Consider the following 13,933-nt stretch of genomic DNA (forward strand, 5'->3'; position numbering starts at 1 on the left):
CTCGCCATAAAAAAGTAAGGGGTATGACCCATTATCGATAATAGCTTGTTATCACAATTTTATTTAGCGAATAGGTGAAAAACAATGAAGAAGAATTTTGGCATTTTAATTGCTGGGGTCATAATCATCCTAGGGGTACTCATTCTCTTTTTTGTACAGGGACGGGATATGCCCGGACAATTGCCGGATTTATCCATGAAACAGCCATCTGATAATACGGATAATCAAACAATTAATACGAAAGAAACAGCCCTTCCGATACCGCCATTATTAAAAGACCATGATCCTGATCCGGGTAAAGCGGAATTTCATTTGACGGCGCAAAACGCTACAAAGGAGTTTGTCCCCGGAAAAAAGACAGAAACAATGGGGTATAATGGTAATTACCTTGGCCCGGTGATTCGGGTTCACAAGGGTCAGGAAGTATCTGTAAAGGTGAAAAATAAACTGGATGACATGACAACTATCCACTGGCATGGTCTCGAAGTGGATGGTGATGAAGATGGAGGGCCACATTCCGGAATCCAACCTAGAGAATCGTGGTCCCCCGAATTCAAAATAGAACAGCCGGCAGCCACTTTATGGTATCATCCTCATCCTGAACAGGAAACAGGAAAGCAGGTATATAAAGGTTTAGCAGGATTGTTTTTAATTGAGGATGAAGTTTCCGATCGTTTGGATATTCCGAAAGAATATGGAGTGGATGATGTACCATTAGTTCTGCAGGATAAAAGATTTGATTCGGACGGAAGAATTGACTATGATCTGGGAATGCGTGATGTGATGAATGGTTTGCAAGGAAATACAATGCTTGTGAACGGTGCTGTTAATCCATTTTTAAAAGTTCCAAGGGGCATGGTGCGGCTACGTTTATTGAATGGATCCAATGCAAGTGTTTATGAATTGAATTTCAATAATAACCAATCATTTCATCAAATTGCTAGTGATGGTGGTTTTCTTGAAGAGCCAGAGGAAATGGACAAAATTATTCTAGGCCCCGCTGAAAGGGCAGAAATTCTCGTTGATTTTTCGGATTTGAAAAAGGGCGAAACGGTCCAATTAGAAAATAAAGGATCCGAATTTATGAAGTTTAAAGCAAAGGGCGGAGATCCGGAAGATTATACAATTCCAACCAAATTAACTACTGTTGATAAAATAGATCCCGATCAAGCGGTGAAAACGAGGAAATTTGCCTTTGAAGGAATGGGACCTAGGGTAAATATTAATGGAAAACAGTTCGATGCGGATCGGATTGATGAAGAGTTGAAAATGAATGACACGGAAATATGGGAAATTACCAACGAGAGTGGTATGGGAATGATGGGAGGTATGATGCACCCTTTTCATATGCATGGCGTACAATTCCAGGTTTTAGATCGTGATGGGGACCCACCACCCGCAAACGAAACAGGATGGAAAGATACTGTTCTCGTTAATCCAGATGAAAAAGTCAGGGTTATTGCTACCTTTAAGCACCCAGGTGAATTTATGTATCACTGCCACATTCTTGAACATGAGGATGCAGGTATGATGGGTCAGTTTGAAGTTGAAGAATGAAGAACGTTTCATTTTTTAAAAGGAATTCAAAGGGACATAAATATAAAAAGGAAAAACTAAAACATCTAAACTCGTAACAGAACTAACCTTCTGTTACGAGTTTTTAACTTTTTGGAGGAAAAATAGATCTAAGAGTGGTAAAATGAGAAGTGAAAACTCGTAACAGAATTTTTAGGGGTGAATTCAATGGAGAACGTGATTTCTTTTCCCAAGCAAAAAAGTCTTTTGGAAGAATATGAACAATTTCTCTCTAACAAATCAAATAAGACTGTCGATGCTTATCTACGTTCCATTTGGCAGTTTACTTCTTGGTTATCGGAACGGCCAGGAAGTGGAGGCTTATTTATGCCGGAACAGCTAACAACGACAGCCATGGAAATGTACCTTGAAGAATTAGAAGCCAATGAGTACAGCATTAATTATCGTAACCGCGTTAAATCAGCCGTATCCAGTTTTGCGCGTTGGTTGATAGAAAAAGGCTTACTACAACAAAACCCGACTCAGGGTGTGGAAATTCCCCCGCAGCCTCTCCTTGCGCCAAGGGAATTAAGTCAGGATCAGCGATATGTTCTTCGAACATTAGTTGAACAACGGGAAGAATCATTTCGTGGGAAGGCAATGTTTGCTCTTGGTTATTGGGCAGGATGTCGTGTAAGCGATGTTTCCTGGTTAATGAAAAATGATGTACATGTGGGGCCGAAAGTTGGTTGGCTTCGTGTGGGATTTAAAAATAATAAAGCAAGAGAGATCGATTTAAAAAATCAAGCGCGTCGCCCACTTTTTGATTTTTTAGAGAAAGGAAAAAGAAAAAAGAACAGTCATTACATTTTTACATCTGAGAGAGCTGTACGGTTAACAGAAGCAGGTATACACCATTGGTTCAGAGGTTTGAAAAAGAAAGCTACAATCGATCAGTGGAAGCTTATAAAAGACATAACCTTTCACGATCTTCGTCATGATTTTGCACATCGAGCTAGAGAGGCCGGTTGGACAATGGAGGAAATTGCATATTATCTCGGCCATATTACAAAAAAGGGGACTCCAGCCATTGAAACCACTGCGCGATATACCCAAGTAAGTAGAAAGCAAATAAAAGAAAAGCTAAATTTGATTAAAGGGTGAACTGATAAACTTTTAATTTCCAGTTATTGCGTAAATTGCATCTTTTGTAGTTACATCAATGGGGAAATAGAAACGGGGGTAAGTAAAATTAGCTATCGATTTACAAGAGAACAAAAATTAGAAGTTTTCAACAGATTAAATGCTACCTTTGAAAGATTTGAAGAACTGGGTTTAGAAAGAAGAGACGGGCAAGAAATGTTTGCATTCGATGTAGCAGAAGCAATACTTGATAATAAAAATTTAATTAAAGAGGCTGGCGTTGGTATTGGAAAATCATTTGGATATTTAATTCCATCATTAATTATAAATAAAGTATTAAATATACCCGTAGTTATTGCAACATCAACAATACAGCTTCAAAATCAATTATTAGGTGATGTTGAACAAGCAAGGAAAATTGTCGGTAACCTAATAGCTGAAACAGTTATAGGAAAAGGACAAGGCAATTACTCCTGTATGAAAAGGGCATTTAATATAGGAAAAACTAAAGAATTTCCAGAAGACTTGTTGGAGAAAATTCAAAACGGTACAGTGAATGAAAGAAGTGATATAAAAAACGGGATAAGTGATGATCTGTGGGATCAGGTTAAGGTTGATTCGTGCACTTACCAAAATTGTAAATTTCACCGTGATTGTGCTTTCTACAAGATGAGACAGGATATTAAGTCAGGGCTAAAGGACATTATTATTATAAATCAAGATTTATTAGTGGCACATTTGCTTAAGGTTAATGATTACAGAAATCCTATAATATATGAAAATTCCTTGGCAATAATAGTAGACGAAGCTCACAATTTGGAAGAGAAAACAAGGAATGCCCTTCAAAGGGAATGGTCATCAAAAAAAGTGAATTTTATGATTAATAACATAGATAAAGTTCTTCGGAGAAATCAGTTATATAAAAATGAATACCAAGCTAAAATTAAAGAATTTGAGAGATGCAGCAGTGAAATGTTTAATAATATATTCGAGGATGTAAAAAAGTCTATTCGGGAAAACGATGAGTTAAATAATGAAATGAGACATCCCGTAAACGTTTCAAAGAATAAATTAGACTCTCTTATAGAGATATTTGAGTTATTATATGATGGGGTACAGCTTACAGAATATGCTCATGAATCATTATTAGATAATACCATCGAACAAATGGAAGACTTTATGATTTTAATAACTGAACTTTGTAATCAAGAAAACTCTAAATTTCTTTTTTGGCTGACTCTTAAAAACAAAATAACGATATTTTTTGCTCCGAAGGAAATCAATAAAGAGCTCGAGGACATGTTATTCCTTTATGATACACCTGTGGTTGCTACTTCGGCAACACTAACACAGCCATCATTGGATGATCCGTACCATTATATAAAAAATAGCATCGGATTTAACGAAGAATATGGATTCAAAGGTGATATTGAATCATCTCCATTTCCATATAAAGAAAACGCACGATTGTTTATTGCAGATGATATCCCAAGTCCTACACAAAATAAAGAATCATATTTGGAAGGTGTATCTGAATACATAATTAAATTGTCTGAATTAACTAATGGTAGGTGTCTTGTGCTATTTACAAGTAAAGAAGATTTAAATAAGGTTAATGAACACCTTTATGAATATTCCAGTGAATTTGAAATAATACGGCAACACTCAGGATCATCCCAAGAGGGAGTGATCTCATCATTTACAAAAAGCAAAGGTATTCTTTTAGCAACAGGAACGTTCTGGGAGGGTATTGATATCAAGGGACAAGATCTGTCACAGGTTATTATCCCTAGATTGCCTTTTCCAGTTCCAGATCCAATAATTCAATATAAAACATCCTTATATGATGATAAAATGGAAGTTTTAATGCCAGAAATGATAATGAAATTGCGACAGGGGATTGGTAGGTTAATTAGAACAGATTCCGATAAAGGAATAGTAAGTATATTGGATACACGTGCCTATACAAACTATAAAGATCAAATATTAAACTCAATTCCATTAAATAATTTAGTTCCTTTTAATGAATTAAAGGACTTTGCACAAGCAAATGGTTTTGTCGATTCTTCATTACAAAAATTATAAAAGTATAAATTTGGAGTACGTTCAGCTTTTTCTGTATAAAATTTCGCTGAGCGTACACTTTTTCTTTTTATAAATCTTTAGCTTAAAACAAGAAAATTAAGTGTTAGCTAAAATACGCTGAACTTACCTGAAATGAACTTAACCATTTCCATCCATCTGGAACCCCCATCCCGAGCCGTCAAGATATTGATGTCACAAAACGTCTCGTAGAATGTGGCAAAATGACCGGTATTGAAATACTTGATCACATTATTATTGGGGATAGGAGATTTTATTCCTTAAAAGAAAAAGGGTACATTTAAGGTCAGACAGACACAAAGGAATCCTTCTGAGGGTTCCTTTGTGAATTTCAATGGTTAGGAATAAACATAAAAAATGACTTATAATGAAATAAATGTGGACAAAATGTTGGGAACCCTAAACCCTATCGGATGAAGGGAGTTTAATCAACAACAACTTCCATTACATCGTTGAGGGAAACTACTGTACTACTAGCATCATCAAATCGCAACACCCTGGCCAGATTATCAACCATAATCAACTTGCCTTTAATGGTCTGGAAGTCATGCACATCGTGATCATAATACTCAACTTCAACAGTGAGGTCGTTGTTAATTGCTAGCTGTAGTTTGCTGTTTATTTCAAACTGCTTTTGTTCATCCAAAATCGGCTTCTCTTTATATTTTTGTTCATCCCACATTTGCTGTAACATTTCCTCATGTTCCGGTATCATCATAGCTGTCCATTTTTTAGTGCCTCTGTCGTTGACTGAACTCATTTCAGTACCCCCTATTAACAAACGTTTGTTTGTATTATAACATAGAAATAAGGCCCATATAAAATGGACCTTATCCTTCCAATTCTTGGTCTAATAATTCAATGTCAAATGCGCCGGATTCAATATCGTCTTTCATGGACAATAAATAATCCTTCAGCTCACCATCAGGGAGGTAAGATACACTGTTCCAGGAGTATTCTCTCCGATCCGGACCGAGTACAATTAAACCAATATCATTTGTATGTTTTTTGGTGGCTACTAGTTTATATTTCCCACTATGTGGTGGGTTTTTCCATTTCATTTTCATCACCTGCATTCCATTATACATAAAAATTTTATTTTCGATGCCCCCTTTTGTCAATATTTTTCGATTATAGTTGTAGGAGGGGATATCATGGAAAAGAAATTACCGGGACACCTTGTTGGGTTTGGGTCGGTTCAGGACTTGCAACGCTTAGAAGAGGATTACTACGGAGAGTTCACTGATGCGGGTATGACTGCACGTAAGTACCGTGTTTACGAGGATGTGCCAAGCAAAGAAGAGTGTGATCTGATCTGTAAGGAGTTGTCTGGAGAGGCTAAAATATATAAGATGAAATAAATAGAAGATGACCCTGTTAAACGGATGCCAACATAGACCGTTTATGTAACTCATGGTTCACACGTTTAACAGGTTTTCTCTCTCCTAAAAAGATAAGTCATCTATGTCTTCTTCTTTTTTTGATATTCCAAAATTAACTTATCTAGCTCCTGGCTGCATTCCAACGTTTTTTCATTTTCCATACCATACTTACTGGCCACTGACAGCATTTGTTCTCTTTTCTGTTCGATAATATGCGATAGGTGACTTAAAGTCTGTGTCATTTAATCTCCTTAGAATGTTTGTGATAATGGTACCATAATACTACCTTCACTTAACTTCTTTGTGACAAAAAAATCAAATTCTACACTAGTTAAAAGATGAAGTTATAGGTAGAAAATGTTTAAACATTTTCTGTTGTCGTTAAGCAGTGGCTGATCCAGTTTTTTCTTCCTTATAAACGCAATGGAATAATAGAAACACTCAGCGAGGTTTACTCCCGCTAGGTTTCCTTTGAATATTTTTCATCAAGTTTTTGTTCGATTTCCTTCAATGCTTCTTTATCATTGAGTAAATCCTCTTTATTTAGGTCAATAAGTTCCTCTATGCTAATTTGTCCCCGCATAGCTTCTCACTCCCTTTATCTGACTATTTCTAATTATATTATAGTACAAAATCCCTACTACTAAACAACAAAATTCTAACAAATGTGTGAAAACTCGTTGTTTTTGTGTATGTCTGATAACTTTTGGTTGAACAAAATACATTAGCATACTACTATTTTAAAATCAGCATGGTAATTTTCCTTCATCACTAAAAATTCTCTTGGCGTTACTTTTCTCAGAAACCTTTAAGTTTACCCAAAAATAAAGCTTGACTTTGAAATAAAAACAGGCATCCGAAAATTGGTGCAAAAAAGCACTTTCGGATGCCTGTTTTTCGTTATTTTTGTCCAAAATGGAACCATTTAATGGTAAAATAAAAGAAAAAGCCCCCAGGATGTCTGTCAAAATTTCATCGACCAAAACAAAATTTTTAAACACAAAAGGAGACTTTTTCTATGTCTAATTCTAACACATTTAATCAGGATATTTATACCACTAAACGATCTGTTTTTGATTTCGCTTCAAAACTAAGCAAAGGGATGCAAAAGCCCAACAAAAATTTCATGATGGATATTTTCTTCGGTCTGGCAAAAGGCAAGTCCGTTTTACTGTCTACGATTGCTCGGGCACTTGAGGAACCAATCGAGGCAATACAGACGATAAAACGGTTATCCAGCCGTATGGAAGAGTTTCATGAAGAAGATAAGCTGCTGGAAAACTATGAAGAAATCGTGAAACCCTATTTGAAGGAAAAAGATAATTTAATTCTGGTGGATACCTCTGAGATTGTAAAACCAGCTTCCTCAAAAATGGAAGCACTGGGACGTGTCAGAGATGGAACGACCGGTAAGATTGAGGATGGCTACTGGACAACCAATATGATCGCGGTCTCCCCCGAGACGAAGCATCCCATTCCTGTTTATTCGCATTTGTATTCGTCCGCTGAGACCGGCTTCATCAGTGAAAACGAGGAAACGTATAAAGGCTTTCGCTATGTGGATCACCTGCTTGGCAAGAAGACGGCCACTTTTGTCATGGATCGCGGTTATGACAATATTGAAGTAATAAAAAGGGTGCTGAAACAGGGGGACAATTTTATTATCCGATTAAAGAAAAATCGGCATTTACTGTATCAGAATAAAAAGTTATCAGTACATGATTTGGCGATCAGACGGAAAGGAAAAATCAATTTCCGCACTGAAATTAAGGGAACCGTCTATGATTTAAAAGTGTCTCATATTACGGTTGAAATCCCTTCCATGAAGGGCAGAAAACTCACAATGGTAGTCGTTTACGGATACGGAAAAGAGCCTATGGTGCTGCTGACCAATAAACAGGTCAGGAAAAAAGCTGAAGTGCTTTCTATCTTAAAGGCTTATATTACCAGATGGCGGATAGAAGAGATGTTTCGTGTCCAAAAGCAGGAATTTCAACTGGAGGACATTCGTGTCAGAACGCTAACGAGACTGAAAAGAATGTACTTGCTTTTAGCCATCATGATCACCTTCATGACAATGAAAATAGAGAAGCAAAATGGTTTCTTTCAAGCCGTGATCGAACGGGCGAAGGGTATTAAGAGTAGGGATCGGATTAAAATGTTCCTCTACCGTTTTTCGTCAGGCATTAAAGCCATACTACATAAGGACAAGCATGGAATCCAGCATTTCAAGTATATTGAAAAACCGAAAAATCCACGGCAGCTTGCATTTAAACTTTGAATAAAGCAACTGAATAATTTTTAAAAACGTGCATTCCGGACGTTTATTTGTGCTGGGAAAAATAGACCTTTCCAACACAAAAACGTAAATTCCACTTTCTCACACTAAAAAGCACCGATTGGAATCGAGTTATAATTTGAAAATCGGTAAACTTAAAAGAAACCAATTTGACAAAAAATTCAATTTATGTTTGGCTAGAGTTAATTGAATATATGAATCACTAGGGGAGCAAATTTTTTTGCTGAGAAAGACATGTCTTGACCCTTTGAACCTGATCTAGGTCATACTAGCGTAGGGAAGTGGTGGCGATACGCACGAATTGTATCTATGATTCTACCATTTCCTCAGATAGTGGAATGGTTTTTTTGATTCATTATTCAAAATCACAAAAAGGAGAAAAGATACAATGACATTTAGTGATCGCCTATTCAAAAAGATCGAACCAGTTTGGAATAGTTATTTGGAACATCCATTTATCAAAGGAATCGGGGAGGGGACACTCGATAAGGAGAAGTTTATTCATTATATGCAGCAAGATTATGTGTATTTAATCGAGTATTCCCGAGTGTTTGCAATCGGAAGTGCCAAAGCAAATGACATTGAAACGATGACGATTTTTGCGAACCTACTCCATGGAACAATGAACTTTGAAATGGACTTACACCGTGAATATGCGGAAAAGTTCGGTATCTCAAACGAACAACTGGAAGCAACTGAACCATCGGCAATAGTGACGGCATATACTAGCTACATGATTAGCCAAGCTGCACTGGGTGGTGTAGAAAATGCCATTGCAGCAGTTTTCGCCTGTGCATGGAGCTATAATTGGATAGGAAAAAAATTAGCTGAATGGCCAGGCGCTTTAGACCATGAGTTATATGGAAACTGGGTTAAAATGTACTCTTCCGATGGGTTTACCAAAATTGCCGACGACTGTCTTCATTTAATAAATGATATCGCAAAAGATAAACCAGAGCATGAACTGAAAAAAATGGAGGAAATTGTCATACAAACGAGCTACTTTGAATATATGTTCTGGGATATGGCAGAAAACACTTCAATGTGGCCAGTAAAAGAACTAGCAGATGCATAAGCACAGAAAGAAAAGGCGGGGTAACCCTAACGGGTTCCGTACCTATCGCAAACATTAAAAATGTAAGCAAAAATGACTATCAAAATGAAGATTAATTTGATAGTCATTTTTTATTGATATGAAGGGATTTTATGTGAAAATAGAAGTAAATTTGTATGGCAAAATGTATCCCAATTCGCAGGGATACAATAGCTATTGTACCCTTTCATTTCCTGTTACAAATCACTAGCGTTGCATTAATATAGATTGAATATTCGGTAATTAATTTAATTCTATTTTTCGCCAAAAAGACAAACCTTAATAAAAAAGTGGCATTGTCCATTTGGTAAAATTATCCATTTAATCCGGAAGGGACACCGACAACTTAATTGATTATGGTATGCCGCTGATGCGACGAAGCCAGTGACGGCAGTCCTTCCACAGTTTCGCTTTTAATAAACGGCTAATCTGCAATATGGTTTTCCTGGATTCTGTTTCCAGTTGAATGAGCACATGCAGGCAATAAACGATCAGCGCTAAAAAGATCTGGTTTATCACAGCTGTTTCACTATGGCCATAAAAATGTTTGATTTTAACGTGCTGTTTCAGCCATTTGAAAAATAATTCAATCGTCCAGCGTGAACGATACATGTCACTGATCTCGCTGGCTTTTAGGTCAAACCGATTTGTGATGAGACGCAGTCGATTGCCTTTTGTATCATCGACTTCAATTAAGCGACACAAATTATCCATGCGCTTTGTTGGACCACCGACAGCTACCATTTGATCGGTAACGATTGTGGAACCCTGTTCCACCTCAAAGGCCTTGATCGTCCGTGTAATCGAGTTTTTCTTCAACCGGGAGACGAAGAAATAACCGTCGTCCGTCATGCGGTCAAAACGCTCATAATCTATGTAACCACGATCAAATACGTAGGTTGCTTCCTTGTCATCCACCAACACTTCTAGTTGGTTACGATCGTGTTCGTTGGCCGTCGTGATGTTGGCGTATTCCGGATAAGAAGAACCATTTTCCATGAATACCAACCGCAAGTGCAGTTTGACGCCGCCTTTCGTTTTACGAAAGGTAGCCCATGGGTGATTCGTCAGGTTTAATGGCATTGTGCTCGAATCAATGATTTTCACGGGCATAACTGTTCGACCTGGTTGAGAATGACGTATCTGACCAACTAATTGATAAAAGATGGATGCCAACAAATTGGGATCCACAGTACGGTGTTTTCGTGACAATTGGGAAACACTAATTGAATCCAGTCCCAATTCCTGTTGAACGTCGTCGTCAAAAAGTGTATCACTCATTGCATGTAAGCTTTCCACTTCTTCCAGGTGGGACAATAATAACAGTTTGATGTACGAATAAGTCGTAAACTTTTTCGTATAGCGATCTTGCCCGGTTTGCGTAATTTGTTCTGTAAGTTTTTCAATATTAATGGGTGCAACCCATTTACCAAATGATGATAATAGTGTATGATTGTCCATATTCTGAGTTCCTTTATATTGGATTTGGACAACAACCACCAATTCCATTATAAAGGATTTTTTTATACCCAGAAACCTATGTTTTGGATAATTAACAAGATTATCAATTTTCTTTTATTATTTATGCAACGCTAGTGGTTACAAATTAGTATGTAATTTGTTACACATTTTTGGTGGAAGAAATTATCAAAGATAATTTACTTACCTGATTTTATAGGGTATTCTGAATATTTATGGTAAAATGAATATAGAGTGTGTGATGAATCGAGTTTAAACAAACGGGCCATTTAGTTGAAGAAATTTTTATTAGAATTGGGATTTCCCAATTCTTTTTTTATTTATCATTCAAGTAATCACTTGAGTAATAAATGAAAAACGGTTAGACTATATTCAAGCAAATATTTGAATGAGGATGAGGTGATGATATGAAAAAGAAAGATACTTGTGAGATTTATTGTTATGACGAAGAAAAGGTCAATCGAATACAAGGGGATTTACAGACAGTAGATATTTCTGGTGTTTCTCAAATGTTAAAAGCCATTGCTGATGAAAATAGAGCAAAAATTACCTATGCTTTGTGTCAAGATGAAGAGCTATGTGTGTGCGATATAGCAAATATTATAGGTATCACAGTTGCAAATGCTTCTCAACATTTACGAAAACTTCATAAACAGAGAGTTGTGAAGTACCGAAGAAAAGGGAAACTTGCATTTTATTCTCTAGATGGTGAACATATCAAGGAGATAATGACGATTGCGTTGACACAAAGGAATGTGGGAGAGGTTAATATTTAATTAGCAAAAAAGATTACGGGGAATATTCTGGAGGTGGAAAAATGATTACAACGATACTTACAGCTGCCGCTGTTTATGTAGCGACAGGAATTGATTATCTCGTTATATTAATTCTTTTGTTTTCACAAATAAAAGAAGGTCAGGAAAAACATATTTGGATAGGACAATATATAGGGACTGCAATTATTATAGGATTAAGTCTTTTAGTTGCTCTAGGGGTTGCGAATTTAATTCCCCAGCAATGGGTTGTAGGACTACTTGGACTTGTACCACTTTACTTAGGTGTGAAAACATGGATTAAAGGGGGAGAGGAGGAAGATGAAAATAACATTTTATCCTTATTCTCCTCAGATAAGTTTAATCAATTATTTTTAACGGTTACTTTCATTGTATTAGCTTCCAGCGCGGATGACTTTTCCATTTATATACCATACTTCACGGCGTTAAATATGTTCGAAATCATTGTTGCTATTATTGTCTTTTTAATTATGGTGGCGGTTTTATGCTATGTCAGCTATCGCTTAGCTTCCTTAGATTTTGTTTCTGAAAAAGTTGAGAAATATGAACGTTGGATTGTTCCAATTGTTTTTATAGGGCTAGGAATTTATATTATGTTTGAAAATGGCACATTCAACGCTTTATTATCATTCCTCCTTTAACGGGCGCAGTTGGGGAATAAAGACCAGCTCCCAAATGCCATTGTAGTGCACGTTTATGTAACACGATAAGGTAGAAGGGAACAAGTGCCTGTCAGTTAGAGCATCGTTATTTGGTTCGTGTATAATACGGTTCATGAGCATACTGCTTAATAAAGTTATGGGCAGTCTGCTAGAATATATTCGAGAATGATAAAGGGAGGAAGTGCTATATGAGTCGACACATTGCAGTCCTTGTAACAGACATGGTAGAAGAAATTGAATTAACTGATCCTGTGAAAGCTTACAAAGAAGCTGGGCATACGGTAGATATTATCAGTAATGAAGCAAAAAAAACCATCAATGGCAAAAATGGGGACGAAATACAAGCAGATAGAGGTATAGATGAAGTAAATGCAAACGATTATGATGCATTACTCGTACCTGGCGGGTTTTCTCCTGACTTACTACGTATTAATCCGAAGAATAGTGAGTTTGCGAAAACATTTTTCCAAGATAATAAACCCATATTTTCAATTTGCCATGGTCCACAGTTTCTCGTTAATACAGACCAACTAAAAGGTAGAGAGCTAACAAGCTTTGTTTCCGTAAGAAAAGACTTGGAAAATGCAGGAGCAACTGTAAAAGATGAAGAAGTAATCGTAGATGGAAACCTTGTAACAAGCAGAACACCTGATGATCTTCCTGCATTCAATCGCGAATCTCTAAAGCTTTTAGAAAAATAATTCGTCGATCGTATAGGGGGGCTGTTAATCATGCAGCCTCTCTTTATTTTTTATTTGATAATAGATAAAGCGCTCATGCCCATCTGCCATGATCTTCCTCAAACGGGCGCCATTACGGAATAAAGGAAAACGCCCAATATGCAATTTAGATCCAGATTGGTTGAAGAGTGAATGTCTTAAATGCAATCTTAATGTAAGGGGACTAAATACTGTGATAATCACATTTAAACGTCCAATGTTTATGACAAAAAAATATTTAGATGTACATCAAGATGCCAAGAAAATAGGAAAAATGCGTTATTGGCGTCAAGGCAATTCCCATAATGCTAAATACGATGTGAATATTGAAATGTTAGGATTCGATAAAACGTATGAAATTACCCAACAATATTTCACCATTCGCGATGGTGTGCAATGGGATGTCTTGAATAATGGGAATTTAATTGCAAAAATGAGTACTGGTAAAGGGTTATTAGCCAAGGACGGGGTGGGGTTCCAATTATTAAATGAAGAAATGACTCTTGCTATTGAAGCAAAAGCATTTAAAACGGAAGGCCATTTAATGCTTGATAATGAACATATCGGAAAAACAAAAGCAAAAGGATTGTTTTTCAATAGTCGTTATGTAGTTGATGTATTTGATTCACGTTTAACACTGGAGCCGATTCTGCTGGCAGGGGTGGTCTATGCATTTTGGGCGGCATCGAATCAGCGTTAGAGTATTTTTCCGGCGTACTTTCATAGTTCAGCATTAATTTGCCT

The 13,933-nt window shown here is 36.7% G+C and carries 16 protein-coding genes, 1 pseudogene and 1 riboswitch; of the genes and pseudogenes, 11 read left to right on the plus strand and 6 right to left on the minus strand.

Going from position 1 to position 13,933, the window contains the following annotated elements:
- The first annotated feature begins 84 nt into the window (after window positions 1–84).
- The 4 genes and pseudogenes from ACFQ4A_RS14060 to ACFQ4A_RS14075 all read left to right on the plus strand — a co-directional run.
- Window positions 85–1,557 (plus strand): multicopper oxidase family protein, encoded by a 1,473-nt coding sequence (locus ACFQ4A_RS14060; protein WP_382401712.1) that lies wholly within the window; start codon window positions 85–87, stop codon window positions 1,555–1,557.
- Between the two features lie 186 nt (window positions 1,558–1,743).
- Entirely contained in the window at window positions 1,744–2,679 is a 936-nt protein-coding gene (locus tag ACFQ4A_RS14065) for a tyrosine-type recombinase/integrase (RefSeq protein WP_382401714.1), read from the plus strand.
- Between the two features lie 195 nt (window positions 2,680–2,874).
- Complete coding sequence (locus tag ACFQ4A_RS14070; RefSeq protein ID WP_382401716.1) at window positions 2,875–4,743, plus strand: ATP-dependent DNA helicase; 1,869 nt, start codon at window positions 2,875–2,877, stop codon at window positions 4,741–4,743.
- A gap of 143 nt (window positions 4,744–4,886) precedes the next feature.
- Window positions 4,887–5,045: pseudogene (locus ACFQ4A_RS14075) on the plus strand (JAB domain-containing protein); the annotation flags it as partial.
- Between the two features lie 140 nt (window positions 5,046–5,185).
- Here ACFQ4A_RS14075 and ACFQ4A_RS14080 read toward each other — a convergent pair.
- Together ACFQ4A_RS14080 and ACFQ4A_RS14085 are read right to left on the minus strand one after the other, a co-directional pair.
- Window positions 5,186–5,521: a YolD-like family protein gene (locus ACFQ4A_RS14080; RefSeq protein ID WP_382401718.1), complete on the minus strand. Its 336-nt coding sequence runs from the start codon at window positions 5,519–5,521 to the stop codon at window positions 5,186–5,188.
- A 70-nt stretch (window positions 5,522–5,591) separates the two neighbouring features.
- The gene (locus ACFQ4A_RS14085) at window positions 5,592–5,822 is read right to left on the minus strand and encodes a hypothetical protein (RefSeq protein WP_382401720.1); all 231 of its coding nucleotides are present in this window, start codon (window positions 5,820–5,822) and stop codon (window positions 5,592–5,594) included.
- Window positions 5,823–5,915: 93 nt separating this feature from the next.
- Between ACFQ4A_RS14085 and ACFQ4A_RS14090 the strand changes: the two genes are divergently transcribed.
- On the plus strand, window positions 5,916–6,122 hold the full coding sequence (locus tag ACFQ4A_RS14090) for a hypothetical protein (protein WP_382401722.1): 207 nt from the start codon (window positions 5,916–5,918) through the stop codon (window positions 6,120–6,122).
- A 101-nt stretch (window positions 6,123–6,223) separates the two neighbouring features.
- Here the strand turns inward: ACFQ4A_RS14090 and ACFQ4A_RS14095 are convergent, their stop codons facing one another.
- The 3 genes from ACFQ4A_RS14095 to ACFQ4A_RS14105 all read right to left on the minus strand — a co-directional run bounded on the left by ACFQ4A_RS14095 (window position 6,224) and on the right by ACFQ4A_RS14105 (window position 7,144).
- Entirely contained in the window at window positions 6,224–6,385 is a 162-nt protein-coding gene (locus ACFQ4A_RS14095) for a Spo0E family sporulation regulatory protein-aspartic acid phosphatase (protein ID WP_382401724.1), read from the minus strand.
- A gap of 218 nt (window positions 6,386–6,603) precedes the next feature.
- Window positions 6,604–6,726, minus strand: a complete 123-nt coding sequence (locus ACFQ4A_RS14100) for an FbpB family small basic protein (protein WP_382401726.1) — start codon at window positions 6,724–6,726, stop codon at window positions 6,604–6,606.
- 163 nt (window positions 6,727–6,889) lie between these two features.
- Window positions 6,890–7,144 carry a hypothetical protein gene (locus ACFQ4A_RS14105; protein WP_382401728.1) on the minus strand — a complete coding sequence of 85 codons (255 nt, stop codon included), beginning with the start codon at window positions 7,142–7,144 and terminating at the stop codon, window positions 6,890–6,892.
- 17 nt (window positions 7,145–7,161) lie between these two features.
- Here ACFQ4A_RS14105 and ACFQ4A_RS14110 point away from each other — a divergent pair, with 17 nt between their 5' ends.
- Both ACFQ4A_RS14110 and tenA read left to right on the plus strand, forming a co-directional pair.
- The gene (locus tag ACFQ4A_RS14110) at window positions 7,162–8,424 is read left to right on the plus strand and encodes a transposase (protein ID WP_382401730.1); all 1,263 of its coding nucleotides are present in this window, start codon (window positions 7,162–7,164) and stop codon (window positions 8,422–8,424) included.
- A 212-nt stretch (window positions 8,425–8,636) separates the two neighbouring features.
- A riboswitch (TPP riboswitch) is annotated at window positions 8,637–8,739 on the plus strand.
- 91 nt (window positions 8,740–8,830) lie between these two features.
- The gene (gene tenA, locus ACFQ4A_RS14115; protein WP_382401732.1) at window positions 8,831–9,517 is read left to right on the plus strand and encodes a thiaminase II; all 687 of its coding nucleotides are present in this window, start codon (window positions 8,831–8,833) and stop codon (window positions 9,515–9,517) included.
- 372 nt (window positions 9,518–9,889) lie between these two features.
- Here tenA and ACFQ4A_RS14120 read toward each other — a convergent pair whose 3' ends face one another.
- Complete coding sequence (locus tag ACFQ4A_RS14120) at window positions 9,890–10,996, minus strand: IS4 family transposase (protein ID WP_382401734.1); 1,107 nt, start codon at window positions 10,994–10,996, stop codon at window positions 9,890–9,892.
- Window positions 10,997–11,421: 425 nt separating this feature from the next.
- Here ACFQ4A_RS14120 and ACFQ4A_RS14125 point away from each other — a divergent pair, with 425 nt between their 5' ends.
- The 4 genes from ACFQ4A_RS14125 (at window position 11,422) to ACFQ4A_RS14140 (ending at window position 13,889) form a co-directional block, all read left to right on the plus strand.
- The gene (locus ACFQ4A_RS14125) at window positions 11,422–11,790 is read left to right on the plus strand and encodes an ArsR/SmtB family transcription factor (RefSeq protein WP_382401736.1); all 369 of its coding nucleotides are present in this window, start codon (window positions 11,422–11,424) and stop codon (window positions 11,788–11,790) included.
- 41 nt (window positions 11,791–11,831) lie between these two features.
- Window positions 11,832–12,449 (plus strand): CadD family cadmium resistance transporter, encoded by a 618-nt coding sequence (locus ACFQ4A_RS14130; protein ID WP_382401738.1) that lies wholly within the window; start codon window positions 11,832–11,834, stop codon window positions 12,447–12,449.
- Between the two features lie 209 nt (window positions 12,450–12,658).
- Window positions 12,659–13,171: a type 1 glutamine amidotransferase domain-containing protein gene (locus ACFQ4A_RS14135; RefSeq protein WP_010530576.1), complete on the plus strand. Its 513-nt coding sequence runs from the start codon at window positions 12,659–12,661 to the stop codon at window positions 13,169–13,171.
- A gap of 211 nt (window positions 13,172–13,382) precedes the next feature.
- Window positions 13,383–13,889, plus strand: a complete 507-nt coding sequence (locus ACFQ4A_RS14140) for a hypothetical protein (protein WP_135109808.1) — start codon at window positions 13,383–13,385, stop codon at window positions 13,887–13,889.
- Window positions 13,890–13,933: the final 44 nt, after the last annotated feature.

The organism is Lentibacillus salinarum, assembly GCF_042679865.1.
Lineage (GTDB): Bacteria > Bacillota > Bacilli > Bacillales > Amphibacillaceae > Lentibacillus > Lentibacillus salinarum.

Bases quoted from the DNA above. Each gene is read 5' to 3' on its own strand.
- ACFQ4A_RS14130 (WP_382401738.1), top strand. From the start codon at position 11,832: ATGATTACAACGATACTTACAGCTGCCGCTGTTTATGTAGCGACAGGA.
- ACFQ4A_RS14100 (WP_382401726.1), bottom strand. From the start codon at position 6,726: ATGCGGGGACAAATTAGCATAGAGGAACTTATTGACCTAAATAAAGAG.
- ACFQ4A_RS14090 (WP_382401722.1), top strand. From the start codon at position 5,916: ATGGAAAAGAAATTACCGGGACACCTTGTTGGGTTTGGGTCGGTTCAG.
- ACFQ4A_RS14065 (WP_382401714.1), top strand. From the start codon at position 1,744: ATGGAGAACGTGATTTCTTTTCCCAAGCAAAAAAGTCTTTTGGAAGAA.
- ACFQ4A_RS14085 (WP_382401720.1), bottom strand. From the start codon at position 5,822: ATGAAATGGAAAAACCCACCACATAGTGGGAAATATAAACTAGTAGCC.
- ACFQ4A_RS14095 (WP_382401724.1), bottom strand. From the start codon at position 6,385: ATGACACAGACTTTAAGTCACCTATCGCATATTATCGAACAGAAAAGA.
- ACFQ4A_RS14080 (WP_382401718.1), bottom strand. From the start codon at position 5,521: ATGAGTTCAGTCAACGACAGAGGCACTAAAAAATGGACAGCTATGATG.
- ACFQ4A_RS14125 (WP_382401736.1), top strand. From the start codon at position 11,422: ATGAAAAAGAAAGATACTTGTGAGATTTATTGTTATGACGAAGAAAAG.
- tenA (WP_382401732.1), top strand. From the start codon at position 8,831: ATGACATTTAGTGATCGCCTATTCAAAAAGATCGAACCAGTTTGGAAT.
- ACFQ4A_RS14060 (WP_382401712.1), top strand. From the start codon at position 85: ATGAAGAAGAATTTTGGCATTTTAATTGCTGGGGTCATAATCATCCTA.
- ACFQ4A_RS14135 (WP_010530576.1), top strand. From the start codon at position 12,659: ATGAGTCGACACATTGCAGTCCTTGTAACAGACATGGTAGAAGAAATT.
- ACFQ4A_RS14070 (WP_382401716.1), top strand. From the start codon at position 2,875: ATGTTTGCATTCGATGTAGCAGAAGCAATACTTGATAATAAAAATTTA.
- ACFQ4A_RS14120 (WP_382401734.1), bottom strand. From the start codon at position 10,996: ATGGACAATCATACACTATTATCATCATTTGGTAAATGGGTTGCACCC.
- ACFQ4A_RS14110 (WP_382401730.1), top strand. From the start codon at position 7,162: ATGTCTAATTCTAACACATTTAATCAGGATATTTATACCACTAAACGA.